The organism is Actinospineispora spinosispora DSM 44797 (genome assembly GCF_000429025.1).
Lineage (GTDB): Bacteria > Actinomycetota > Actinomycetes > Mycobacteriales > Pseudonocardiaceae > Pseudonocardia > Pseudonocardia spinosispora.
Genome location: NZ_AUBB01000041.1, coordinates 43,816 through 66,752 on the forward strand (window position 1 = coordinate 43,816; position 22,937 = coordinate 66,752).

Below are 22,937 nucleotides of genomic sequence, written 5' to 3' on the forward strand. Positions count from 1 at the left end.
TTTCCGAGATTCTGTTGCGGTCGTCCGAAAACAACTTCGTCCTGACAGGCGTGATGAACGTAGTCAACCTCGACCTGAATCTGCTCGTCTCGCTGGATGCGCTGCTGCGCGAACGGAGCGTGACCAGGGCGGCCGCGCGCATGGGCCTGGGGCAACCGGCGCTCAGCATGGCGCTGCGCAGGTTGCGCAGGCATTTCGGTGACGAGCTGCTGACCAGGGTCGGCAACAGTTACGAGCTGACGCCCCTGGCGTTGCGGCTGCGCGAGCCGGCCGCCGAGGCGCTGGCCGGTTTCGAGCGTGTGTTCACCTCGACCCCGGCGTTCGACCAGGCCACGACACGGCGCCGGTTCCACGTGCTGTGCTCGGACAACACGACGGCGATGCTCGGACCGCTGGTCAGCACAATTCTCGCGGAACGCGCGCCGGGTGCCAGTGTCCGGTTCAGCCAACCGGAGAATCGCCAGCCGGACAGCGGCGAAACGGACACCTGGGGCGAGGGCATTCTCCGGCGTCACGACGCGGTTGTCGCGCCCCACGGAGTTTTCCCGGGCCGCCCGCACCTGGAATTGTGGACCGATAGCTGGGTGGCCCTGGTGTGGAGCGGAAACACCCGGATCGGTTCGGTACTGACCTCGGAGAATCTCGCCGAGTTTCCCTGGGTCCTGTTCGACAACGACACGTTGTTGCCGCCGCCCCCGCCGAGGCACCTGCTCGACCCCCGGATTCAGGTGCTGGTCGACAGTTTCCTGGCGATGCCGTTCTACATCGTCGGGACCGACCGTCTCGCGCTGCTCCCGGCCGGGCTCGCGGCCCGCTGGAGAAGTGACACCGAGCTGCGGGTGCTGCCCTTGCCCGGCGCGCCCGCGCCGATCAACAACGCGCTGTGGTGGCACCCGACGCACACCGACGATCCCGAACACAGCTGGTTCCGCGCGGTGTTCGCCGAAGCGGGCCAACGACTGGCCAGAGCCCGCCCGGCCTCGTCGCTGCGGTCGACCGCTTGAGCCCGTCGAGCGTGGACGGGCACACCGAAGAAGCGCTCTCCTCGGCGGCAGCCGTCGCCTGGCACCACCATGCGCGGCTCGCGGGCTGGCCGATGCAATGGCCGCTCACCGTGCACGACCGTCGCGGCTGCGCCGATACCGACGACGTGTTCGCCGCCTGCCTGGAACACCTGGCGCAGGCCACGAACGACGGCAAGGTCCGGCCGCTGATCACGGTGTTCGCGCCGCGCACCGACCGCACCCATCGAATCTGGAACTCACACCTGGTCCGGTACGGCTGCTGGGAGGGGCGCGACGGCGACCTGCTCGGTGACCCGCTCAACCTCGAGCTGACCGGCGCGATCGAGGCCCTCGGCTGGCGCCCGCGCGGCGGACCGGGCCGGTTCGTGCCACTTCCGCTGGTCATCGAACCCCCGCGCGGGCGGCCGAGGCTGTACGAGGTGCCCCGGGAGCTGATCCTCGAGGTCCCGATCACGCACCCGGAGTACGACTGGTTCGCCCGGCTGGGGTTGCGCTGGCCCGCCGTGTCACCGGTCAGCGGCATGGTCCTGCGCGCCGGGCACTCCCGCTACGCCGCGGTCTTCAACGGATGGCACGCGGGCCACGAGCTGAGTGGACGCAGCTTCGTCGAGTTCAACCGCTACAACCTGCTGCTGCGGATCGCCAGGGGGCTGATGGTCGAGTCGGACGACGACGCGCGCTGGATCGACCGGGTCGCCACGGAGCTGGCCCGCGCGGTAGACCACTCCTACCGCACGGCCGGGATCACGGTCTCCGACCACACCGCCCTGCCCTACCCGCTCCCCCCACCCACCCACCCCACCCCCGCCTTCACCCACCAACCGTCCCCCTGGCGCTGACCCCCCGGGCGCTCGCACAGAGCTTCTCCACGCCGCACAGAGGCTGGGGCCTCTGTGCGGCGTGCACTCGCTCTGTGCGAGCTGAGGACGTGCGCCGGTCAGACGGTGGCGACGAGCTTGCCGAACTGGGTGCCCGACTCCAGGTGCCGGTGCGCGTCGACCAGGTCGTCGAAGGCGAAGACGGTGTCCACGGTCGGGGTGAACGCGCCGCTGCGCAGGCCGGAGACGACAAACGTCTCGCCCTTGCGCAGCCGCTCCGGGTCGGTGCTCGTCTCGTACAGGACGTAGGCGCGCATCGCGCGTGAGGACATCGTGCCCATCGGCGGGAACGGCGTGTCGGCCCCGCTGAGCTGGCCGTAGACGAACAGGTCCCCGCCGGGGGCGAGCGCCGAGGCCAGCCCGACCACCCCGGGGCCGGCGACGGCGTCGAACACGAACTCGGCGCCGCGACCACCGGTCAGTTCGAGGATTCGTTCGCTGACGTCCTCCTCGTCGGTGACGATCACCTCCGCCGCCCCCGCCTTGCGCAGCCGCTCCGCCTTGTCTCGGCTACGAGTCGTGGCGATCGGCACCGCGCCGACCCGGTGCGCGATCTGGATCGCGGCCAGGCCCACGCTGCTGGAGGCCGCGGTCAGCACGACCGTGTCGCCCGCACCCATGCCGCCCACCTCGATCAACGCCCCGTACGCCGTCAGGTACGGCATCCAGACCGCCGCGCCGGCGACGTCGTCGAGGAACTCGGGCCGGTGCAGCACCGCGGCGGCCGGCACGATCGTGCGTTCGGCGTAGACGGCGTAGTCGTTCATCGAGAACGCGGGCACGACGCTGATCGGCTCACCGACCGCGAACCCCGTGACACCCGCGCCGACGGCCTCGACGACACCGTCGGCCTCGGCACCCAGGCCGGCGGGGAACCGCCGGACCGCCTCGATGTACTGGCCGCTCCGGAACAACGACTCGGCGCGGTTGAGGCCGATCGCGGTGACCCGGATCCGCAGCTCGCCGGGCCCGGGCTCGCCGACCTGCACCTCCTCGATCCGCAGGACCTCCGGTCCGCCCAGCTCGTGGAACCGCACCGCTCTCGTCATGACGCATCCGTTCTGTCCGCTCGAACTTTGACTCTCATCGTACTTCGACGTCCATCGTATTTCGATGCCTGTCGTACAATTGGTCGGGGAGGACGCGATGGTGACGACACGACAGGACGGGCGCGTTCCGGCTCACCCGGATCCCGCGGCGATCGACCTGCAGCAGGTGCTCGACGCGCTGGTCGACCCGGTGCGGCGGCTGATCGTCCGCGAGCTGCACGCCGCCGGTCAGGCACTCAGCTGCGGCACGATCGACCTGCCGGTGAGCAAGTCCACCGCGACCCACCACTTCCACGTGCTGCGCGAGGCCGGCCTGATCCGCCAGTACTACATCGGCACGTCCCGGATGAACGAACTGCGCGGCGACGAGTTCGAGCAGGCCTTCCCCGGCCTCCTCCCCGCACTACGGGCGAGCGACCGCGGCTGAACGAGCCCGCGCTCGCATGATCACCACCGCCTCAGGGCTGATCGGCCGCCGAAAAAGAGCCCTCACGCGGTGGTGATCATGAGCTGGAGGATTTGTTCGCCGGTGGGCAGTGCGGTCTCGCGGCCGGTCGGGGTGAAGCCCGCGATCTCGTACAGCCGACGGGCCGCCAGGTTGCCTCGGCCGGTCCAGAGCTGGAGGAGCCGGTAGCCGCGATCCCTCGCTGACCGGGCGGTCTCGGCCAGCAGTAGTCGACCGATGCCTCGACTCCATTGGGCCGGGTCGACGAACACCATCGACACGTGACACAGCTCGGGCAGCGGGTCCCCGGCGCCGTCCCGGTCGCGGCCCGGTTCGGCCAGGACCATCCCGACCACGGCCTCGGATGTCCGCGCCACGACGACCAGCGCGGCGGGGTCGGCCAGCTTCGCGGCCACGCGCGCGATCCGCCGCTCGTCCGGGATCTTGCCCCTGGCGGTGTTGGCTCGCAGCCAGACCCGGTGCGCGCCCGCCAGGTCGGACGGCACCGCCGTCCCGACCGTGACCGGCCGATCCGCGGTCAGGACTCGAAGGAGTAGACGAGGGTCAGCACGCCCTGGCTGGCCTCGGTCGCGTGGCCGGACAGTCCGCTGAGCTCGCCCGTTCCCGAGTGCGGGACCACGGTGCCGAAGACGCTCTGCTCGTCGCCGTCGGCGAGGCCGCCGTGCTGGATCACGAACGTGCCGCGCTTGCCGTCGAGAGTGCCCCGGATGCGCTCCGACGCGACGTAACCGCCACCCTTACGGCCCTGCGCGGTGAGCACCTCGACGGTCCCAGTGCCCTCCAGCTCGCCCCGGTAGGTCTTGCGGATCACGACCCTGGTGAGCTTCGGCCCCTCGTCCGGCTCGTCATAGGGCACCTCGTCCCAGCTGTCGATGGAGAACTCGGCGTTGAGCGTGCGCTGTGCGTCGGTCACGACCACAGACTGCCAGCCATACCTGACAATTTGCGTCAGCATCAGCCGAGCGAGCCTCTGCGAGGTGCCCTCACGCGCCGAGCGCGTCTCGCGCGGTGTGTGGTTCGTGGCCCAGGAGGGTGCCGAGCAGGGGGTCGACTCCGGCGAAGAAGCCGTCCCTGGCGGCCTGGTAGATACCCAGCGTGAAGCGCGCGCTGAACTCGTCGTGTCCGGCGGCGGCCTGCGCGGCGAGCCAGTCGTCCTGGTCGATCACCGCGAACCCGATCGCGGCGCCGGTCAGTTCGGATGCCATCGCGGCAAGGTCCTGGAACGTCGGCGCGCCGGCCGCGGTGATCGTCGTGGGGCCGTCGTAGGCGCCGTCCGAGGCGAGGATGATCGCGGCGACCCTGGCCGCGTCCTCGCGCGCGGTCCAGGACACCGGCCCGTCGGCGGGCACGGTCACGACACCGCTCTCGCGCCACGGGCCCATCAACGGGTCGAGGCTGTGCGCGTAGAAGCCGTTGCGCAGTGAGGTCCACGCGACGCCGGAACCGGCGAGCAGCTGCTCGGTCGCGGCATGGACGCGCGCGGGGGCGAACGGGCTGTCGAGGGCCGCGCCCTGGTGGCTCGTGTAGAGGATGCGGCCGACCCCGGCGGTGACGGCCGCGCTGATCGCGCCGCGATGCAGATCGACCGCGTCGGCCCCCGGATCGTTGGAGGACACCAGAAGTAGCTGGTCGGCGCCGTCGAACGCGCCCGGCAGTGAGTCCGGGTCGGCGTAGTCGCCGCCTCGCACGGCCACGCCTCGATCCGCGAACCGCTGGGCCCTGGCCGGGTCGCGGACCACCACGGTGATTTCTTCGGGCGCTACGAGGTCAAGCAGGTGGTCGACGGTGGCGCCGTTGAGTGCGCCGGTCGCTCCGGTGACAGTGATCATGAACAGCTCCTGTTAGCGATGGAATCAGTAAAGCGTTATCGTTGAAAACATACGTTAACAGTGGAGCGTTATCATGGGAAACGTGACCGAGATGACCAGCAGCAGGAGCGATACGCGGTCGAAGATCGTCGACGCCGCTGAGCGACTGCTCCGCGAACAGGGGCCGACGGCGGTGACGACCCGCGCGGTCGCGGAAGGGGCCGGCGTACAGGCCCCGACGATCTACCGGCTGTTCGGCGACAAGGACGGTCTGCTGGACGCCGTGGCCGAACACGTGATGGCCACCTACGTGTCCGCCAAGGCCGAGATCGTGCGGGCCGCGTCGGCGGACGACGTCGACCCGGTCGAGGACCTGCGCGCCGGATGGCGAGCGCAGATCGAGTTCGGCACGGCCAACCCGACGCTGTTCGTCCTGCTCAGTGACCCCGAGCGTGCGCGGCGCTCGCCTGCGGCGCGGACGGGTATGGACGTGCTGCGGTCGCGGGTCCACCGGGTCGCGCTGGCCGGGCGGCTGCGGGTCGGCGAAGAGCGTGCGGTCGAGCTGATCCACGCGGCTGGCACCGGGGCGGTGCTCACGCTCCTGTCGACACCGCCCTCGGACCGCGACCCCGGCCTCGCCGACGACCTGTTCGACGCCGTCCTGCGTCGCATCCTCACCGACACCGCACCGTTCGCCGAGGACGGACCACTGGCGTCAGCCGTGGCACTGCGTGCCGTCACACCGGCGCTCGACATGCTCAGCGACGCCGAACGGCAGCTGCTGACCGAATGGCTCGACCGCGCGATCAGCGCCGCATCACCCGTGACGCGATGAGTTTCGGCCCGGCCCCAGGTCTGTTCTGGTGACCGCAGTCGACGCGAGACTCCCCGGAGGACACCATGACGACCACCGCACAGCCGGGCCGCCCACCCATCGTCGACCGAGCGCGGTGGCAGGCCGCCCGGGACGAGCTGCTGGTCCGGGAGAAGGCCCACACCCGCGAGGGCGATGCGATCGCTGCGGCCCGCCGCCGGCTGCCGATGGTGGAGCTCGACGGAACGGTCGAGGTCACCGGCCCGGACGGCCCGGTCCCGTTCCTGGCTCTGTTCGACGGCCGCGACGAGCTCGTGGTCTACAAACACATGTGGCACGACGGCGCGGGACACCACGGACAGTGCGCGGGCTGCACCACCACGGCCTGGCACATGAAGGACGCCGTCTACCTCAACGCGCGAGGCGTCTCGTTTGCCATCCTCACCGAGGGCCCGTGGGACGAGGTCGCCTCCTACGTCGAGTTCATGGGCTACACCCAGCCCTGGTACTCGGTGCGCGACGTCGACGGGCCGATCAGCGAGGACATGGGTTCGGTCACCTGCTTCCTGCGCGACGGCGACCGCGTGTTCCTCACCTACAGCACGACGGCCCGGGGCAACGAGCCGGTCAACGGGTCGCTCGGGCTGCTCGACATGACCCCCTACGGCCGCCGCGAGGCGTGGGAGGACAACCCCGAGGGCTGGCCCGACGCGCCCGAGACCGACGCGCCGACCGGCTCACGCGGCGGGGGAATCTGCTGGTACTGGAGCACCGACTCCGAGGGCAACCCCACCTGGGGCCCGACCAGCCGCCCCGTCCCGCAGTGGACCCGCCCCGCCGCGACCCCCGTGGAGACCCGTGAGTGATGTGGGCTGCTCTGGCAGCCCACATCACTCACGGGTTCGGGAGGCGGCCGGCGATGTCGTGGCGGGACTGGACCGCGAGCTTGCGCCGGATGTGCTCCAGGTGCTTCTCCACCGTCCGCACCGAGGAGTGCCGCTGCCCGGCGACCTGCTCGTTGGTGAGACCCCGCGCGGCCAGGACCGCGATCTCCTTCTCGGTCCTGGTCAGCTCGTGCCAGCGGGAGAGCTGGTCCGGCTCAGTCGCGACCTCGACCGTGGCCAGCGCCAGCGCGATGATCTTCTCGTCGGGCAGTGCGGCACCCCGCTCGGTCGCCGCCGCATGGTCCGAGGGCCCGAGCGTGTCGAGGGCGAGAGCGTCGGCGGCCTCGGTCCGCGCGGCGAGCGGGGTGAGCCCGACGATCGACACCCGCATCCGTTCCCGGAGGCTGCGTGAACCACCGAGGACACGCGCGATGTAGGCGGCGTCGGACCGGTCACGCTCCGGGTCGGCTCCTCGGCGGGCCCGCAGGACCTCGGCGAACGCCCAGGCCACGGCATGCGTGCACCAGACCAGGCCCCACCGGTCGTCCATCTCCCGCTGCCTGCGCAGTGCCTCGCGCTCGACGAGCAGCGCCTCCGATGCCCGCCCGTGACGCATCAACGCCGCACCTCGGACCATCATCGCCCAGGACACCGCCCACTCGGCGCCGACCGCGCGGCCCTCGTCGAGGCACTGCTGGGTGAGCGCGAGCGCTTCGGGCTCGCCGGCGTAGAACGCGGTCGCCATCGCCGCGAACAGCAACGCCATGTGCCGCTCGCCGCGCAGCTGCTCCCCACCACGGCCGAACGCCTCAGTGGCGTCCACCAGCAGCGCGACCGACGCCGGATCGCCCCGGGTGAGCAGCGCGTCGAGACCTTCGAGCAACAGCAGCGCGGGCCGGCTCGCCGGGGTCACCTCGGCCCGGCACTGCGCGAGCAGCGCGGTCGCGGTCTGGTTCGCGCCGAGGCACAGCGCGTTCCACCCGGCGATCGACATCGCCATCGGCCGCAGCTCGGCGGCCTCGGGAATCGCGGTCGTCCCGGCGAGAGCGTTCTCCAACCATTCGAGACCCTCGCGCAGGATGCCCAGGAAGTAGTGCACCCGAAGCCGGGTCAGGCTCGTCGCGATCGCCAGCGCCTCGGTCTGCTCGCCCGGGGTGACCAGACTCCACCGCAGCGCCGCGCGCAGGTTCGACAGTTCGGCGCTCGCCCGTTCCAGCAGCTCCATCTCGCGCGGCCCGTACCAGGACCGGGCCGCGTGCTCGGCGAACGCCAGGTAGTGGTCACGGTGCCGCGCGCGCAGCTCGGCGTCCTCGCCGCGTTCGACGAGCCGGCCGTGCCCGTACTGGCGCAGTGTCTCCAGCAGCCGGTACCGCGTGCGCCTGCCCCGGTTGTCCGCGACGACGATCGACTTGCGGACCAGCCCGTCGAGCACCGGCGCGACGTCTCCGGAGTCCCCACAGACGGCACGGGCGGCGTCGAGGTCCCAGCCGTCGGAGAACACCGACACCCGCGCCCACAACGCCTGCTCGGCGGGAGAACACAGCTGGTAGCTCCAGTCCACGGCGGCGCGCAGGCTGTGGTGCATCGGCCGCGCGCCGTGCCGGGGACCGCCGGTCAACAGGCGGAACCGGGCATCCCCGTCGCCTTCCTTGAGTCCCTCGACGATCTCGTCGAGGGACTGGGTGCGCAACCCGGCCGCGGCGAGCTCGATGGCCAGCGGGATGCCGTCCAGCCGCCGGCACAACAGCTCGGCCGAGGCCCGATGCCGCTCGGTGAGCGCGAGACCGGCCGCGGCGGCGCGCTCGGTGAGCAGCTCCATCACCTCGCCGGGATAGGTCAGCGGCGGCACCAGGTACAGCTGCTCGCCCACACAGCCGAGTGCCTCCCGGCTGGTCGCCAGCACCGTGATGTCGTCGACCTCGGCGAGCAGGTCGTTGACGAACGCGCCGGCCTGCTCCACGACGTGCTCGCAGTTGTCCAGCACCAGCAGATAGCCGTCGCTCACCTGGGCGCGCAGGTGCTCGACGAGGACCTGCCACAGCGCGTGCTCGGACACGTCCGTGACCCCGACGCAGGCGGCGACCTCCCGCTCGAACGTCGCCGCGCTCGCCGAGCCGTTCATCGTCGACAGGCGAACCCAGCGCACCTGGGCCCCGCGACCGTCCCGGCGCGTCGCGGCGACGAGGCTCTGCGCCAGCCGGGTCTTCCCGACGCCGCCGGGGCCCGCCAGGGTCAACAGCCGTGCCCCGCGCAGGTGGCCGAACGCCTCCCGGATCTGGTCCGCGCGCCCGACGAACGACGTCAGCTCGACCGGCACGTCGCCGGCGTGCGACGTGCGTACGGTTCGCCGTTCAGCAGGCATGGATCCCATCCGTGACGGTCCAACGGTTTGCGCCGAATCGAGGTTTCGATGAGGCAATCGTTGTCGACAGTGCTGATGGATACCACTTTCCGCAGTGCGATGGCTAGTCGACTGCGGGAGTCGTTCAGTTGCGCAGGGTTGTGGCGAACAGCGCGGCGAGCGCGGACCAGTGTCGGTCGGCGGCCGCCGGGTCGTAGGTCGGGTTGTCCGGGACCGCGAAGCCGTGCGCGGCCGGGTAGGTCTCGACGGTGTGGGCGACTCCCGCCGCGGTGAGGGAACGCTCCAGCCGCTCGTGCTGCTCGGCGGGGAAGTGCTCGTCGTTCTCGGCCGATGCGACGTACACCGTGGCCGCGATCCGGTCGGCCAGCAGGTGAGGACTGTCCGGGTCGTCGTCGGCCGCGAGGTTGCCGCCGTGGAACGCCGCGGCCGCGACGATCCGGTCCGGGTGATGACCCGCGGCGATGAGCGACTCCCGCCCGCCCATGCAGTAGCCGGTCGTGCCCACGGCCGTTCCGGACACCTCGTCGCGACCGGCGAGGAAATCCAGGAAGGCACCCGCGTCCCTGGCGATGATCGGCCCGGTGACGCTGAGGTACAGCGCGTGCAGCCGCGCGGACTCGGCCGGGTCGGTGAACACCGTCTCGATGTCGAACGGGGTGTAAGGGGTCCGGTAGTAGACGTCGGGCAACAACACCGTGTACCCGAGGCCGGCGATCCGGTCCGCCATCGCCGCGAAGGTCTCCCGGACCCCGCCCGCGTCGGCGTAGAGGATCACCCCCGGCCGGGCGCCGTCCTCGGCGGGAGTGTGCAACGAGGCGGCACACGAGCCGTCCTCGGTGGGAACGATGACCTCGAGTCGCGGCATGGGTCCTGTTCTACCCCCGAGGGCTCGCTTTCGGCTCCCGTTTTCCGCTCGGCGTAAACGGGATGTCGAGAACGGTCCGCCGGCTCCGTCTCCCGGACGGAAGCGGTCATCGTGGCCGCCGCAACGGAGAGGGAGAACCGCCATGGCGATCCAGCGCCTGGAGCACGTGAACGTCGTCGTCACCGATCTCGACGCCGCTGTCGAGTTCTTCACCGATCTCGGCATGGAGCTCGCCGGCCGGGCGCCGATCGAGGGCGACTGGGTGGATCGGATCTGCGGGCTCGACGGCATCCGGGTCGACGTCGCGATGATGCGGACCCCGGGCGGCCACGGTGAGATCGAGCTGACCAGGTTCCACACCCCGGCGGCGATCAGCGCCGGGCCGGACGACGCACCCGCGCACACGCTGGGCCTGAGGAGCGTCATGTTCGCCGTCGACGACATCGACGCCACGGTCGAAGGCCTGAGAGCGCGCGGCACGGAGCTGGTCGGCGAGGTCGTGCGGTACCAGGACAGCTGCCGGCTCTGCTACGTGCGAGGCCCCGGAGGGATCATCGTCGCGCTGGTCGAGCAGCTCGGCTGAGCCCCCAGCTACTCGAAGCGCAGCGCTTCGATGGGGCGTAGGCGTCCGGCGCGGTAGGCGGGGTAGCCGCCGGCGATGACGCCGATGAGGAGGCTCACGCAGAAGGCGACGATGACGGCGCCGGGCGACAGGATGGGGTGTGGGAAGTCGGATTCGGGGTCGTTGGGTAGGAAGTGGCCGCCGCCGAGGGTGAGGCCGACGCCCAGGATGATGCCGATGGTGCCGCCGAGGCCGGACAGGATGACCGCTTCGGACAGGAACTGCTGCAGGACGGCGCGGCGGGTGGCGCCGACGGCTTTGCGGATGCCGATCTCGCGGGTTCGTTCGGTGACCGAGACGAGCATGATGTTGGCGACGCCGATGCCGCCGACGATCAGGGAGATGGCGGCGACGGCGACGATGAACTGGGTGAGGAAGTTGATGAACTGCATGCTCTTGTTGAGCAGTGTGGTGAAGGTGAGGATGTTGTAGTCGCGGTTCGCGGCGGCTTTGATGTTGTGGCGGTCGTCGAGGATGTGGCTGGCCTGGTTGACGGCGCGGTCGATGGTGGCGACGTCGCTGGACTTGAGGGTGATCTGGTCGACCTTGCCGGTGGCGGAGCCGACGAGGTAGGTGCGGGCGGCTTCGAACGGGGTGATGACGACGTTGTCGTTCTGGCCGTTGGAGTCGAGGATGCCGGTGATCTTGAAGCTGGAGCGGTCGACGCGCACGACTGATCCGACGACCTCGTCGGGGTTGGTGCGCGGGCCGAACAGCAGCGCGACGGCCTGGGGGCCGAGGACGGCTTCGCGGTCCTTGCTGGTCTGCGCCCCGGAGGACAGCCAGCTGCCGGCGACGATCTTGCGGTCGGTCAGCTCGAGGTAGTTGTCGGTGGCGCCGACGAGGCTGGCGCGGTCGGTGTTCTGCCCGACGGTCAGTGTCACGGTGCCGGCGACCGAGGGGGACACCGAGGCGATGTCGGGGGCGAGTTTCTTGTCCTGCAGCGCGGTGACGTCGCGGTCGGTCAGGTCGTGGGCGACGCCGCCGCCGGGGGCGGTGCCGGTGGTGGGGGTGATGGTGATCTGGTTGGCCAGGCGGCTGAACTGTTCGTTGAAGTGGGCTTTCATGCCGTTGCCCAGCGCGACCAGGACGATGACCGCGGCGACGCCGATGATGATGCCGGTCATGGTCAGCCAGGAGCGCAGCCGGTTGTTCGACAGGCTGTGCAGCGCCGAACGCAGCATCTCCCGCTTCAGCCCGACCAGGCGGACCTTCGGCATCAGCTGCCGGCGGGCCTTGCGCGCCTGGCGCTTCGTCGGGGGTGGTGGCTTGTCCGAGCCGCGCAGCAGCTTCGCGGCCTCGTCCATCTCCCGGCGCTGCGCCTCACGTTCCTGCTGACGCTGCCACGCCCGCAGTTCCCGCTCGGTCGGCACCCCTGAGGTGGTGATGAGCGGGGGAGTCGCGACCGGACCGGTGACGTCCTCGACCGCGCGAGGCGCGGGCGCCGGTGGCTGAGGCGGCGCGGGTTGCGGTGTTCGAGGCCGCGGGGCGGGAGCTTGGGGCACAGCCGGTTGCGTTGCCGGAGGCTTCGCCGTCGACGGTTGTGCCGAGGGAGGCTTTGTTGCCGGAGATTGCGTCGCCGGAGGCTGGGCCGCGCGAGGCTGGGGTGCCTCGACCTTCTGGGGCGGCGGGCTCGGGCGGTCGACCGGACGTGCCTGGACGCTCGGGCGGGCCGGCGTGGGCCGGCGGGGTCGCTCCGCGGTCTTCGTGCTTGCACGGTTATCTGGCATCCGGGGTGCGCGCTCGGCCCGCTGGGGACGATCGCGCCACCGCGACGCGGCGCCCTGGACAAGGGCCAGCGACCCGGTCCACATCAGCACCAAGAGCGTGACCAGGACCAACACGTCACGACGGACAGCCCTAGCGACCGCCCCCGCGGTGCGACGGGAGAAGTCCTGGACCTCGATCGCCACGCCGCGCAGCTGTTCCGACGCGCGCGGTCCACTCCGGGGCGCGGCGACCCGCCGAGGCGCCGCCTCGGGCGAGGCCGCCGGGGCTGCGAGGGGAGCCGAGATGGGGGGAGCCGTGGCCACGCGCTGCGACTGCACGACGTAGGACATCGACAGCAGCTGGCGAATCCGGCGACGGCGCGTCCGGTAGCCGACGTCGGGCTCGGGGACCAGCCTGCGGTACGGCGAGATCCGGCGAGGGCGGCGGACCTTCGGCTCGGCCGGGCCTTCGATGCGCTGGGCAGGTGCCTGGGCCCGATGTTCACGTGCCGGTTTCTCGACCGGCCGCGCCGTCCTGACCGCTGATCCGTTGGTGTTGCCCTGGGTGGGCGAGGGACGCAACGCGGCCTTGCGGTGTGCCGCGCAGCAGTACTTACGGGGCGGTCGACCGGGGCGCTTCTGTGGCACGTTCTGGCAGCCAGGCAACGCGCATACCTGTACCGAACCTGTCACGATCCATCGGCCTCGAATCAGCGGTCTCTGGCGCTCGCACGCGCGGGACGGTGGCATTCCCGGCCTCGATTGCCGGCAAGGAAGCCAATCCTGAACGGCGATCCTGCAGTGTGGACTCCGACGGTAAACACGTCGGAGAACAGTGTCCAGTTAATAGGGTCCACATCTGTGGGCCGTCCGCAAGTCGACGGCCGTTAAGGTACGGGCCGTACTTACGCGCGATTAATCCGGCGACGATGAATCGTCGCCGTGAGCCGGATCGAGCCGGGTCAGGGGAGGGTGGGCGCGACGCTCATGACCATCGCGAACACGAGCAGCAGGCCCACCACGATTACCGTGATCCGCGTAAAACGTGCTCGGGCCCGACGCCTCACCATGCTCCTACGGTATCGGTGGGACCTTCACCGTGGCGCGCTTATTCACCAGGAGTTTCCCTCCGGAGTCACTGAATATCATATATCAAAATAACCTCTGAGCGGTCACGGATATGCCGACCGGCCGCTCGTCGATAGCGCTCATCACCGACGGAGATCAGCTCGTGATTCTGTGATCACCGGGCATCGCGCGCTCGTCCGTGGCCGGTTCGCGAGCGGAACGGGCACGCTGCGTATACGGCTGCGACCGGTGTCACCCGGACTGTTGCGCACAGGAAATGTTAACGCGACACACAGCTTGAGCGACAGAGCGGAGGACAGGACAACAGCGGGGGCTGGGAGGTCGGCGGCGCTGACCCAAGATTGGTAGGAACCGTGGCTTTCAAGCGCAACAGATCGGCCGGTGACGAGGCGCCGTTGGCGTCGGTCCCACCCAGTCCCGAGCTGCAGTGGCTCGGTGACTCGCTGACCAGTTCCGTGGTGCTTCCGCCGGTCGACACCGTCCTGCACCGCGCCGAGATGCTGCAACGTACGACGACGGCGGCGACCGCCGCGGTGCTGACCATCGGCGCGCTGGGTGCGGTGACGGTCGCGGCACAGTCCATGGTGTCCGGGCAGGTGCCGCTGGTCGCCCCGGCGCTGCTCGCGCCGGTGACGGCGCCGACGCCGAGCAACGCGCCGCCGCCGATCATCGCCGAGGTGCTGGAGCCCGGTAAGCGCCTGCCCGCCCGCGAGGTCAGCTACCGCCCCGGGACCGGCGGTGTCGTCGACTCCGACGACGGTGACGACAGCGACTACTACGACGACGGCGACGAGCACGACGGTCATCATCACGACGACGATGACGACTGGCACCACCCTCGCCCGACCTGGTCGCGCCCGCCGACGAGCTCCACCCCGCCCAGCAGCTCGACCCCACCCAGCAGCTCCACGCCGCCGAGCAGCTCCACGCCGCCCAGCAGCTCGGTCCCGCCGAGTAGCTCGACCAAGCCGACCGTGCCGCCGACGAAGCCCACGGTCAAGCCGCCGGAGCCGACTCCGAAGCCGACGCCCAAGCCCACGCCGAAACCGACGCCGAAGCCACCGGCGCCGAGCAGAACCATCGAACCGACCAAGGAGCCGAGACCGGTCCACACGGCCCGGCCGCCGGAGGAGAAGCCGAAGCCTCCGGCGGAGAAGCCGAAGCCCGATTCCGGCGGGAACGACTCGTCGGGCGAGAACTGACCCCGTGAGTGGCGAGTGGTCCTATAGGACCACTCGCCACTCACGGGTCTTTATCCCCGGACGGGCTTGTGGTCGGACTTGCCGCCCTTGCAGGTGAAGCCCTTACCGACCTTGATGACCTTGCCGTGCGTGGCGTGGCACTGCTTCGCGGTGACCGAGTGCACGACCGGGTGGCGGACGTCCTGGACCGGGGTGCTGGCCCAGGCGGTCGCGCTGACCGCGCCGACGGTGCACACGGCGGCCGCGCTCGCGGCGACGTAGGTGAATACTCGACGTGAATTCATTGCTGAGTTTCCTCTCACTGAGAAGCGGGTGTCGTGGTTTTCGCTGAGGAATTCCTGATGTCCGTGGCGGTCACGGTGCTCCCCGAGATGGGTCCCGAGATTCGAACGTGATCGCCGACCGGGAATTGCTGCCTGGTCGCCGGGGTCTTCTTGCTGCCGAACATCGTTCCGGTGCCGAGGGCGACCGTGTAGGTGGTCCCGTTGTCTCCCTTGACGGTCCAGCTGTCGCCGTTCTCGGCCGTGATCACGCCACTGACCTGCGGTGCGTGATGCTTCGCCGGTTTCGTGCTCGCGCCGGAGTCCGAGGCGGGGGACGACGAGGAGCAGCCGGACAACGGCACCGCGATTGTTGCCGCGGCAACCAGAGCAATCAACGAGCGGCGTCCTCGCGCATTTCTGAGAGCATTTGTCAGGATTTGTCTTCGCACCATGATTCCTTTGAGTCGGATGCCTACTTCTCGCCGGTGGTCGGATAACGAGAGCGACTCGGGATTCGGTTCGCCGAATATCGGCCGCGCTGAGAATGCGACTCAGGGGACTTCGAACCAGATACTGAAGACATACATAATGTAGTCTTGCACAGTCACGCGGTACAGCGTATGGTCTGCCGCATGGCGACTCTCGAACAGCGGTTCCTCGACGTAGACGGGGCACGGATCCAGTACTTCGAGGGCGGGACCGGTGAGGATCTCGTCTTCCTGCATGCGGTGGGCGGCGCGATCCCCGGCGCCCCGTTCCTGGAGCAACTCGCCGAGCGCTACCACGTGCTCGCACCCTCGGCCCCCGGTTTCGATGCCAGCACCGGCAGCGCGGAGAGCATCCAGGACGTCGCGGACTCCTTCGCCGCGTTCATCACCGCGACGGTCCCCGGCGGCGCGCACGTGGTCGGTGAGTCGTTCGGCGCGGTCAGCGCGCTGTGGCTGGCCATCCGGCACCCCGAGCTGGTCAAGAACCTGGTGATCGCCGCGCCGTTCGCGTTCCTGCCCCCGGGCCCGCCGCCGGCGCTGGACCCGAAGGAGATGGCGCTGCGCAACTTCGGCCCGCGCCCGAGCGTCCCCGAGGGTTTCTTCACCCCGTCCGCCGGTCAGCAGCGCGGGAAGAACGCCGGCGTCGGCGTGCCGCTGCTGAAGGGCAACGACCAGACGGCGCTCAAGGACGGCCTGAAGGGCATCACCTCGCCGACCCTGGTGCTGTGGAGCACCGAGGACCAGCAGGTGCCGCCGAACCTCGCGACGATCTACGTCGACGCCATCCCGACGGTGCACGTGACCTACGTGCCGGACAGCGCGCACTCGCTCACCGTGTCCGCCGCCGATCGTTTCGTGAGCCTGACCAGCGACTTCCTCGCACACGGCGAGATGTTCGTGGCGAGCGTTCCCGGCGATCAGACATGAAGGTCTCGTTCTTCACACTCATGCCGTACTCGCCGCTGCCGGAGTACCCGACCGGCTGGCCGACGCCGAACGGGCTGTTCGACCCGCACCGTTCGGTGCGCTGCTACCAGGAGACCCTGGACGCGGCCGAGATGGCCGACGAGCTCGGTTTCGACTGGGTGGCCTGCGCCGAGCACCACTACTCGTCGCACGCGATGTGCCCGAGCGCCTCGGTCATGGCCGCGGCGCTCGCCGGGCGCACCCGCTCGGCGCGCATCGCCATGATGGGCGCGCGGATCCCCCTGGCCAGCCCAGTACAGCTGGCCGAGGAGTACGCGATGATCGACAACCTGAGCGGCGGGCGGCTGGTCGCCGGGCTGCTGCGTGGCACCCCGTACGAATATTTGGTCTCCGGTGTCCCGCCGCGCGAGTCCCGCGCGCGGTTCGTCGAGGCCTACGACCTGATGCTGGAGACCTGGCGCAACCCCCGCCCGTTCGGCTGGGAGGGCCGCTACTACCGGCACCGCACGGTGTCGGCGTGGCCGCGTCCGGTGCAGCAGCCGCTGCCGCCGGTCTTCATCTCCGGTTCCAGCCGCGAGTCCGCCGTCTTCGCCGCTCAGCGCCGGGCCGGCATCGGTCTCGCGTTCACCACGATCTCCGCGGCCGCCGAGTCGGCCCGGGTCTACCGCGAGGAGGCCCAGACGCTGGGCTGGGAGACGGGCCCGGACAACGTGCTCTACCAGGCCGACGTCTACGTCTCGGACAACGACGAGAAGGCGTTCGCCGAGATCGCGCCACACTTCGACTACGCGGACAACGTGGCCCACCCGATGCTGCGGATGACCAGCCTCGCCGGCGGGCGCGGCATGTTCGGCGGCACCGGTGCGACCGCCGCCCGGTTCCGCAACATCGTCGCCGAGCGGCTCACCGAGGGGTTGCCGCAGCGTGTCGCCCTGGGCCAGATTTTCTGCGGCGGGCCGGACTCGGTCGCCGCGCAGATCCGCAAGATCCGCGACGAGGTGGGAGCCGGGATCGTCAACCTGATCTTCCAGATCGGCGACCTGCCCCACGAGCGGATGCTGCGGTCACTGCGACTGTTCTCGACCGAGGTACTTCCGCAGATCCGGGAACTGTGACGACACGAGGAAGTGTCCGAGGTGCTCGACGACCCGAGTGACAAACCGCCGAGCGGGTGGTGGCCACTGGCCGCGATCTGCCTGATCGATCTGATGCTGCTGGGCGACGTCGGCCTGGTCACCGTGGCGCTGCCCCGGATCCAGGCCGACCTGCACGCGCAGCTGACCAGCCTGCAGTGGATCACCAGCATCTACTCGCTGACCCTGGCGTCGTTCCTGCTGATGGCGGGCACGCTCGCCGACCGCTGGGGCCGTAAGCAGCTGCTGCTGGCCGGTCTGCTGCTGTTCTTCCTCGCCCAGCTGGGCAACGGGCTCGCGCCCAGCATCGCGGCGCTCGTGGTCACCCGGTTCCTCGAAGGCAGCGCGGGCGCGCTGATGTACGCGGTGTCGCTGGTGGTGCTCAGCGAGACCTACCGGGGAAAAATGCGTGGCACCGCGTTCGGCGTCTGGGGTGCGTTCACCGGCGGATCGATCGCGATGGGCCCGATCGTCGGCGGTGCGCTGGTCGAGCTGACCAGCTGGCGCGCGGTGTTCCTGGTCCAGCTGCCGATCTGCGCGGCGGCGATCGCGATCACCGCGCTGAAGATCCCGAGGATGGCCCCGATCGTGGCCCGGCGCGTCGACTGGCTGGGCACCGCGCTGTTCACCCTGGGCGTGGGGCTGATCGTGCTGACCCTCATCGAGGGCCGCGCGCTGGGCTGGGGCAGTACCCCGATTCTCGTGCTCGCCGGGTCCGGCGCCCTGTTGCTGGTGGCGTTCGTGCTGGTCGAGCTACGGGTGGCGGCACCGATGCTGGACCTGGCCAGGTTCCGGTCGCCGTCGTTCGCCGGCGCCCAGCTCGCCGCGTACGCGCTGGGCGCCGGCTTCTTCGCGCTGCTGCTGTATCTGTCGCTCTACCTGCAGCGGGTCCTCGGCTACGGCCCGCTCGAGGCAGCGTTGCGGCTGCTGCCGATGAACCTGCTGACGTTCGTGGTCGCGCCGTTCGCCGGCCGGCTGGTCAGCCGCGTGTCACCGCGCTGGCCGATCGCCGCCGGTCTCCTGCTGACCGGCACCGGTGTCCTGATGCTGCGCCGCGCCGACGCGGAGTCCGCGTGGACGACGCTGCTCGCCGGTTTTGTCCTGATCGGGGTCGGCAACGGCATGTTCAACCCGATGCTCGGCGCGCTGGCGATGAGCGTGGTGCCCCGCGAACGCGCCGGTATGGGGTCCGGCATCAGCTACACGTTCCGGCAGTTGGGCCTGGTCACCGGTGTCGCGATCAGCGGCGCGGTGTTCAGCGCGGGTATCGCGGCCGACCTGGCGCAACGCCTCCCGGAGATGGGGCAGCAGCCGCTGGTCCGGATGACCGGCGCGGTGTCGGCGGGGGCGTTCGAGGTGATGCTGTCCTCGGTGGCAGCGGGGGACCGCGCCGAGTACGCCGAGGCCGGCCGCGCCGCGTTCGTGGCCGGTCTGGACGGGGTGTTCCTGGTCGGTGGACTGACCGCGCTGACCGGCGCGGCTCTGGTCCTGGTGCTGGTCCGGTCGAAGGAGAGGAGTCGTGATGAGCGAGCAGGCACTCGCGCCGGCTGAGCTACGCTCCGTGCTCGGCCACTTCGCCTCCGGGGTCTCGGTGGTGACCGCCTCGACCGGCGCCGGCCCGGTCGGCATGACCCTCCAGTCGTTCTGCTCGCTGTCCCTCGACCCGCCGATGGTGCTCATCTGCCCAGGTCAGAGCTCCACCAGCTGGCCGGGCATCGAAGGCGTCGGGCGGCTGTGCGTCAACGTGCTGGCCGAGGGGCAGGGCGAGGTGGCGCGCCAGTTCGCCCGGTCCGGCATCGACCGGTATGCGGGGATCTCCTGGACACCCGCCCCGAGTACCGGTAGCCCGGTCCTGACCGGGGCGTTGGCCTGGATCGACTGCGAGATCGACTCGGTGTGGCCGGGCGGCGATCACCTGCTGGTCTGCTGCCGGGTCCTGTCCCTGGCCGCGGACCCGGACCTGAGCCCGCTGGTGTTCTTCCGCTCCGACTTCGTCCGGACCGGCGGGAGCCGGTTCGGGGGGTAAATATTCGTGGGAGCGGGTGGGGTGGGGGAGTGGAGCCCGATTCGCTGGTCCGGGGGTAAATATTCGTAGGTTGACCGGGCCGATGAGCAGTCTCGGGCCGCCGCGGGAGGTAGTTCGAGGGGTGTTCGGGGGTAAATATTCGTGGATTTCGGCCTCTGGGCCGGTACGGGCCCTCGCGGGGCACGCATAACTGCTCCCTAGATCTACAGGGGAACTACTAGGGATTGCGAAAAACCCCGTCTGAGCTGTGCGAACTCGACGTCCGACGGGGGCAGATATTCGCGAACCCCCAGGGTGGATATTTGTGGATGGCCGCCTCAGCGGTGGCAGATATGCGCGGCCCCTCGAGGTCGGGGGTAGATATGCGTGGACAACACGCAGGTAAATGCGGGAATTTGGTGCTTGCGCGTGCTAGTGGCACGCTCTGGCACCATGGCGACCGCCGGCAGGCCCAAGCGCACCCAACTCGCTGTCGCTCGCGAGGCGGCACAGCTGTGGGAACGCGAAGCGCCGGACATCGGATACCTCGCCCGGCTGTTCACCTCGACCTCGCTGCCCTACCGCGACCCCGGTGACGTGCGGTCCTGGGGCCGGCGCAACGGCAAGCTCGCGCTGACCGTCCAGCCCGGCATGGTGACCGGCGAGGACGGCCAGCCGCGCTCGCTCGGGCTGCCCTTCGGCACCGTCCCTCGGCTGCTGCTGACCTGGATGAGCACCGAAGCGGTGCGCACTCAGTCGCAGGAGCTGCTGCTCGGCGCGTCGCTCGCGGAGTTCATGCGGGTGCTCGGCCTGCAGCCAAGCGGCGGCAAGAACGGCACCATCACCCGGCTGCGCAAACAGGCGGAACGCCTGTTCATGGCCACCCTCACCATGCACTGGGAGGACGACGACTCGACGACCGGTCTGCGGCTCGGCGTGGCGAACGGGCACCGGCTGTGGAAGACCGACCGGCAGGTCTCGTCCCCGCTGCCCGCCTCCAACCAGCTGGAACTGCTGCCCGCCGCCGGTCGCAAACCGGCGTTCGTGCTGCTCTCGCACGAATTTTTCACCGAGGTCGTCGAGCACCCCGTCCCGCTGGACCTCGGCGCGCTGCGCGCGCTGGGCGGATCGCCGTTGCGGCTGGACATCTATGCCTGGCTGACCTACCGGATGTCCTCGCTGCAGCGCCGGACGCAGGTGCCGTGGGCCGCGCTGCGCCAGCAGTTCGGGTCCAGCAACGCCGACACCGTCAACGGCCGGGCGCAGTTCCGCAAGGACTTCCTCGCCGCGCTGCGCGAGGTGCTGGTCGTCTACCGGGACGCGCGGGTCGAGGTCGAGCGCGAAGGTGTGGTCCTGCTGCCCTCCCGCACCCACGTGCTGCCCAAGGGGCTGCGGTCCATCGCCGCTGCTCCGAGCGACTGACCGGGCCCCGTCTGGGGGTAAATATGCGTACCGGTCACGGGCTGTCGTAGATCTGATGTGAACCGATCCGACGCCACACCAACAGGGGTTCCCCGTCCGCGCCGGTCTCCAGGTGGAAGGTGGCGCGCCCGTCCGGTCCGGTGAAGCTCCACGTCAAGGAGTAGATGTGGGAGCGATTGACCAGCCGGTGGATGCGCAGCCTGCTCGGCCAGGGCGGTTCGCCGGTGAATGAGCCGGCGGCGATGGCGGGTAGGAAGTGTTCGCGGAGAACCTTCATGAACATCTGCTGGTGCTCGCGAGGGAGCCGCGCCAGATCGCGGTTGAACGCCGGAGCGGGTCTGAATTTCACGCCTCGTCGGCGCCAGACTCGATGACCTTGTCAAAGTGGGCGAGCAGTTCCTCGCCGGTGTCGAAGGTGGTGCCCTGACCCGCGGCGATCTCCTCGTCGGCCTCGCGCTCCATCGCCTGCCACTCGGGGGTCCAGAACCATCTCTGATCGACCGGAACGGCGGCGTACGGGATGAGTACGATCTGGCCGTCGCGCTCCACGATCTCCACCTGGGCGCCCGGCTGGTCCAGGCCGAAGCGCCGCCGCAGCTGGGCGGGGATGGTGACGGTGCCGTTCTTCGGCTGGATGGCCGCGAACCCGATGTGGGTATCCATGAATCCAGGATACCAGGAAGCCTGACTGCTTATGTCGACAGTGCCCGGTGACTTCGAGCTGACCGACGACGAGTTGAGAGCCGTCGCGCACTACGTGGTTCAGGCCGCTCAGGACGTTCTCTTCGTGTTCGAGAGCGCCGTCCCCGGCGATCGGCGGCCCCGGGCCGCGGTCGAGTCCGCGTGGGAGTTCGTCGACGGCGCCCGCAGGACCCGGCTCCAGCGCGTCACCTCGATGGACGCGCACCGGGCCGCGACGCAGGCGCCCACCGAGGCGTCACGTCTGGCCGCCCAAGCCGCCGGGGACGCCGCGTCCGCCGCATATCTGCACCCGATAGCCAAAGCCCACCAGGTGGGCCACATCCTGCGCGCCGCCGCGAACGCCGCGCGGATAGCGGAGATCGACGATCCGCTCCTCGGGGACCGGATGATCGAGCAGGCGCGCGAGCGGGCCACGCCGGTCGTGATCGGCGTGCTCCGCCGATACCCGCGCGCGCCGTCCGGCACGACCCGCGCGGCACAACTGATGGCCGCCTTGGACGCCTCTCTTCGCACGACCTCGCAGACCCTGATGTCGCGTCGCAGACGTTGCAACATCTGCGACGCGACACGAAGCTCTGCAAAGTGGGGTAACCCGGGCGGGGCAGTGCGCTCTCCGCGCGGGGCTTGCCCTTGTAGCATTTCCGGAATGAAGGTGCAGGGGTCCAAGTTAGACGACTACAAGAGTTCGTCGTCGATCGTGCGTTCCGACGGTGGTCAGCTGTACGACCAGCAGGCGCGCGAGCTGCTGGAACCGCTGATGGGCGTCGAGGCGATGCGGCGGCTGGAGATGTTCTCCGCCATGCACTGGCTCAGCCGGCGCATGCACGACTACGTCAACACCTGGGCCGAGCAGCACGGACTGTCCGAGTCGCGCTTCCAGATCCTGACCCAGCTCAAGTACCAGGACAGCGTCCCGCTCGGGAAGCTCGCCGCCCGGCTGCGGGTCACCCCGCGCGCGGTCACCGCGCTGATCGACCAGCTGGAGCGCGACGGCATGGTGGCCAGGGTCAACGACCCGGTCGACCGGCGGACCGTGCGCGCGCAGCTCACCGACACCGGCCGTGAGCTGTTCGACCGGATCTGGGCCGAATATCTGGAGATCCCCCTCGCGCTGGCCGGTGACCTGCCGCAGGACAGTCTCGACCTGATCCGCCACACCTGCCTGAGTCTGATCAACAAGATCGACGAGGCGGACGCGGCGGGCTGACCCAGGCCGGGTCCGGG

General features: G+C 70.0%; 24 protein-coding genes. 13 read left to right on the plus strand and 11 right to left on the minus strand.

Features of this window, described 5'->3' with window-relative positions:
* Positions 1–53 precede the first annotated feature (53 nt).
* Both G406_RS48070 and G406_RS48075 read left to right on the plus strand, forming a co-directional pair.
* Positions 54–1,004, plus strand: a complete 951-nt coding sequence (locus G406_RS48070; protein ID WP_037077379.1) for a LysR family transcriptional regulator — start codon at positions 54–56, stop codon at positions 1,002–1,004.
* On the plus strand, positions 1,001–1,864 hold the full coding sequence (locus G406_RS48075; RefSeq protein WP_169736727.1) for a nitric oxide synthase oxygenase: 864 nt from the start codon (positions 1,001–1,003) through the stop codon (positions 1,862–1,864). The genes G406_RS48070 and G406_RS48075 overlap by 4 nt, the downstream gene beginning before the upstream one ends.
* 98 nt (positions 1,865–1,962) lie before the next feature.
* Here the strand turns inward: G406_RS48075 and G406_RS0119225 are convergent, their stop codons facing one another.
* Positions 1,963–2,952 (minus strand): zinc-dependent alcohol dehydrogenase family protein, encoded by a 990-nt coding sequence (locus G406_RS0119225; RefSeq protein WP_028935082.1) that lies wholly within the window; start codon positions 2,950–2,952, stop codon positions 1,963–1,965.
* A gap of 64 nt (positions 2,953–3,016) precedes the next feature.
* On the opposite strand from G406_RS0119225, the gene G406_RS0119230 reads away from it, so the two are divergent.
* Positions 3,017–3,379, plus strand: coding sequence for an ArsR/SmtB family transcription factor (locus tag G406_RS0119230; protein WP_245607160.1), 363 nt, complete (start codon positions 3,017–3,019; stop codon positions 3,377–3,379).
* A gap of 62 nt (positions 3,380–3,441) precedes the next feature.
* On the opposite strand, the gene G406_RS0119235 is transcribed toward G406_RS0119230, so the two are convergent.
* The 3 genes from G406_RS0119235 to G406_RS0119245 form a co-directional block, all read right to left on the minus strand.
* The gene (locus tag G406_RS0119235; RefSeq protein ID WP_028935084.1) at positions 3,442–3,903 is read right to left on the minus strand and encodes a GNAT family N-acetyltransferase; all 462 of its coding nucleotides are present in this window, start codon (positions 3,901–3,903) and stop codon (positions 3,442–3,444) included.
* Between the two features lie 32 nt (positions 3,904–3,935).
* A complete protein-coding gene (locus G406_RS0119240; protein WP_028935085.1) occupies positions 3,936–4,331 on the minus strand; it encodes a DUF3224 domain-containing protein in 396 nt (131 codons plus the stop codon).
* Between the two features lie 70 nt (positions 4,332–4,401).
* Positions 4,402–5,247, minus strand: coding sequence for an NAD(P)H-binding protein (locus G406_RS0119245; RefSeq protein ID WP_028935086.1), 846 nt, complete (start codon positions 5,245–5,247; stop codon positions 4,402–4,404).
* 91 nt (positions 5,248–5,338) lie between these two features.
* Here G406_RS0119245 and G406_RS0119250 point away from each other — a divergent pair, with 91 nt between their 5' ends.
* Together G406_RS0119250 and G406_RS0119255 are read left to right on the plus strand one after the other, a co-directional pair.
* Positions 5,339–6,061, plus strand: a complete 723-nt coding sequence (locus G406_RS0119250) for a TetR/AcrR family transcriptional regulator (protein WP_037077399.1) — start codon at positions 5,339–5,341, stop codon at positions 6,059–6,061.
* Between the two features lie 65 nt (positions 6,062–6,126).
* Entirely contained in the window at positions 6,127–6,906 is a 780-nt protein-coding gene (locus G406_RS0119255) for a DUF899 domain-containing protein (RefSeq protein WP_028935088.1), read from the plus strand.
* A 28-nt stretch (positions 6,907–6,934) separates the two neighbouring features.
* Here the strand turns inward: G406_RS0119255 and G406_RS48080 are convergent, their stop codons facing one another.
* Together G406_RS48080 and G406_RS0119265 are read right to left on the minus strand one after the other, a co-directional pair.
* Complete coding sequence (locus G406_RS48080; protein WP_051342359.1) at positions 6,935–9,286, minus strand: ATP-binding protein; 2,352 nt, start codon at positions 9,284–9,286, stop codon at positions 6,935–6,937.
* A 124-nt stretch (positions 9,287–9,410) separates the two neighbouring features.
* The gene (locus G406_RS0119265) at positions 9,411–10,151 is read right to left on the minus strand and encodes a dienelactone hydrolase family protein (RefSeq protein ID WP_028935089.1); all 741 of its coding nucleotides are present in this window, start codon (positions 10,149–10,151) and stop codon (positions 9,411–9,413) included.
* Positions 10,152–10,293: 142 nt separating this feature from the next.
* On the opposite strand from G406_RS0119265, the gene G406_RS0119270 reads away from it, so the two are divergent.
* Positions 10,294–10,734 carry a VOC family protein gene (locus tag G406_RS0119270; protein ID WP_028935090.1) on the plus strand — a complete coding sequence of 147 codons (441 nt, stop codon included), beginning with the start codon at positions 10,294–10,296 and terminating at the stop codon, positions 10,732–10,734.
* Between the two features lie 8 nt (positions 10,735–10,742).
* Here the strand turns inward: G406_RS0119270 and G406_RS56995 are convergent, their stop codons facing one another.
* The gene (locus G406_RS56995; protein WP_156934987.1) at positions 10,743–13,130 is read right to left on the minus strand and encodes an ABC transporter permease; all 2,388 of its coding nucleotides are present in this window, start codon (positions 13,128–13,130) and stop codon (positions 10,743–10,745) included.
* Positions 13,131–13,924: 794 nt separating this feature from the next.
* On the opposite strand from G406_RS56995, the gene G406_RS57000 reads away from it, so the two are divergent.
* Positions 13,925–14,773 (plus strand): hypothetical protein, encoded by an 849-nt coding sequence (locus tag G406_RS57000; protein ID WP_028935092.1) that lies wholly within the window; start codon positions 13,925–13,927, stop codon positions 14,771–14,773.
* Between the two features lie 50 nt (positions 14,774–14,823).
* Here G406_RS57000 and G406_RS0119290 read toward each other — a convergent pair whose 3' ends face one another.
* Positions 14,824–15,057: a hypothetical protein gene (locus tag G406_RS0119290; RefSeq protein WP_028935093.1), complete on the minus strand. Its 234-nt coding sequence runs from the start codon at positions 15,055–15,057 to the stop codon at positions 14,824–14,826.
* Positions 15,058–15,071: 14 nt separating this feature from the next.
* Positions 15,072–15,305 (minus strand): hypothetical protein, encoded by a 234-nt coding sequence (locus G406_RS48085; protein WP_156934988.1) that lies wholly within the window; start codon positions 15,303–15,305, stop codon positions 15,072–15,074.
* Between the two features lie 363 nt (positions 15,306–15,668).
* Here G406_RS48085 and G406_RS0119300 point away from each other — a divergent pair, with 363 nt between their 5' ends.
* The 5 genes from G406_RS0119300 (at position 15,669) to G406_RS48105 (ending at position 21,011) form a co-directional block, all read left to right on the plus strand.
* Positions 15,669–16,451 carry an alpha/beta fold hydrolase gene (locus tag G406_RS0119300; RefSeq protein ID WP_169736728.1) on the plus strand — a complete coding sequence of 261 codons (783 nt, stop codon included), beginning with the start codon at positions 15,669–15,671 and terminating at the stop codon, positions 16,449–16,451.
* The gene (locus G406_RS48090) at positions 16,448–17,566 is read left to right on the plus strand and encodes an LLM class flavin-dependent oxidoreductase (RefSeq protein WP_051342361.1); all 1,119 of its coding nucleotides are present in this window, start codon (positions 16,448–16,450) and stop codon (positions 17,564–17,566) included. Before G406_RS0119300 ends, G406_RS48090 begins: the two co-directional genes overlap by 4 nt.
* 12 nt (positions 17,567–17,578) lie before the next feature.
* Positions 17,579–19,135: an MFS transporter gene (locus tag G406_RS48095; protein WP_051342362.1), complete on the plus strand. Its 1,557-nt coding sequence runs from the start codon at positions 17,579–17,581 to the stop codon at positions 19,133–19,135.
* Positions 19,107–19,610, plus strand: coding sequence for a flavin reductase family protein (locus G406_RS48100; RefSeq protein ID WP_037077381.1), 504 nt, complete (start codon positions 19,107–19,109; stop codon positions 19,608–19,610). Before G406_RS48095 ends, G406_RS48100 begins: the two co-directional genes overlap by 29 nt.
* Before the next feature lie 432 nt (positions 19,611–20,042).
* Positions 20,043–21,011, plus strand: coding sequence for a replication protein RepA (locus G406_RS48105; protein ID WP_051342363.1), 969 nt, complete (start codon positions 20,043–20,045; stop codon positions 21,009–21,011).
* Positions 21,012–21,045: 34 nt separating this feature from the next.
* On the opposite strand, the gene G406_RS0119325 is transcribed toward G406_RS48105, so the two are convergent.
* Positions 21,046–21,288, minus strand: coding sequence for a hypothetical protein (locus tag G406_RS0119325; protein WP_211241206.1), 243 nt, complete (start codon positions 21,286–21,288; stop codon positions 21,046–21,048).
* Positions 21,289–21,356: 68 nt separating this feature from the next.
* Positions 21,357–21,674 carry an AbrB/MazE/SpoVT family DNA-binding domain-containing protein gene (locus tag G406_RS0119330; protein WP_028935097.1) on the minus strand — a complete coding sequence of 106 codons (318 nt, stop codon included), beginning with the start codon at positions 21,672–21,674 and terminating at the stop codon, positions 21,357–21,359.
* A gap of 31 nt (positions 21,675–21,705) precedes the next feature.
* On the opposite strand from G406_RS0119330, the gene G406_RS59550 reads away from it, so the two are divergent.
* A complete protein-coding gene (locus tag G406_RS59550) occupies positions 21,706–22,920 on the plus strand; it encodes a MarR family transcriptional regulator (RefSeq protein ID WP_169736729.1) in 1,215 nt (404 codons plus the stop codon).
* The last annotated feature ends 17 nt before the right edge of the window (positions 22,921–22,937 follow it).

Bases quoted from the DNA above. Each gene is read 5' to 3' on its own strand.
- G406_RS0119325 (WP_211241206.1), bottom strand. From the start codon at position 21,288: ATGAAGGTTCTCCGCGAACACTTCCTACCCGCCATCGCCGCCGGCTCA.
- G406_RS0119230 (WP_245607160.1), top strand. From the start codon at position 3,017: ATGCCTGTCGTACAATTGGTCGGGGAGGACGCGATGGTGACGACACGA.
- G406_RS0119290 (WP_028935093.1), bottom strand. From the start codon at position 15,057: ATGAATTCACGTCGAGTATTCACCTACGTCGCCGCGAGCGCGGCCGCC.
- G406_RS0119270 (WP_028935090.1), top strand. From the start codon at position 10,294: ATGGCGATCCAGCGCCTGGAGCACGTGAACGTCGTCGTCACCGATCTC.
- G406_RS48080 (WP_051342359.1), bottom strand. From the start codon at position 9,286: ATGCCTGCTGAACGGCGAACCGTACGCACGTCGCACGCCGGCGACGTG.
- G406_RS0119265 (WP_028935089.1), bottom strand. From the start codon at position 10,151: ATGCCGCGACTCGAGGTCATCGTTCCCACCGAGGACGGCTCGTGTGCC.
- G406_RS0119300 (WP_169736728.1), top strand. From the start codon at position 15,669: ATGGCGACTCTCGAACAGCGGTTCCTCGACGTAGACGGGGCACGGATC.
- G406_RS0119250 (WP_037077399.1), top strand. From the start codon at position 5,339: ATGACCAGCAGCAGGAGCGATACGCGGTCGAAGATCGTCGACGCCGCT.
- G406_RS59550 (WP_169736729.1), top strand. From the start codon at position 21,706: ATGTCGACAGTGCCCGGTGACTTCGAGCTGACCGACGACGAGTTGAGA.
- G406_RS0119245 (WP_028935086.1), bottom strand. From the start codon at position 5,247: ATGATCACTGTCACCGGAGCGACCGGCGCACTCAACGGCGCCACCGTC.
- G406_RS0119255 (WP_028935088.1), top strand. From the start codon at position 6,127: ATGACGACCACCGCACAGCCGGGCCGCCCACCCATCGTCGACCGAGCG.
- G406_RS48070 (WP_037077379.1), top strand. From the start codon at position 54: ATGAACGTAGTCAACCTCGACCTGAATCTGCTCGTCTCGCTGGATGCG.
- G406_RS0119330 (WP_028935097.1), bottom strand. From the start codon at position 21,674: ATGGATACCCACATCGGGTTCGCGGCCATCCAGCCGAAGAACGGCACC.
- G406_RS48105 (WP_051342363.1), top strand. From the start codon at position 20,043: ATGGCGACCGCCGGCAGGCCCAAGCGCACCCAACTCGCTGTCGCTCGC.
- G406_RS48090 (WP_051342361.1), top strand. From the start codon at position 16,448: ATGAAGGTCTCGTTCTTCACACTCATGCCGTACTCGCCGCTGCCGGAG.
- G406_RS0119225 (WP_028935082.1), bottom strand. From the start codon at position 2,952: ATGACGAGAGCGGTGCGGTTCCACGAGCTGGGCGGACCGGAGGTCCTG.
- G406_RS48100 (WP_037077381.1), top strand. From the start codon at position 19,107: ATGAGCGAGCAGGCACTCGCGCCGGCTGAGCTACGCTCCGTGCTCGGC.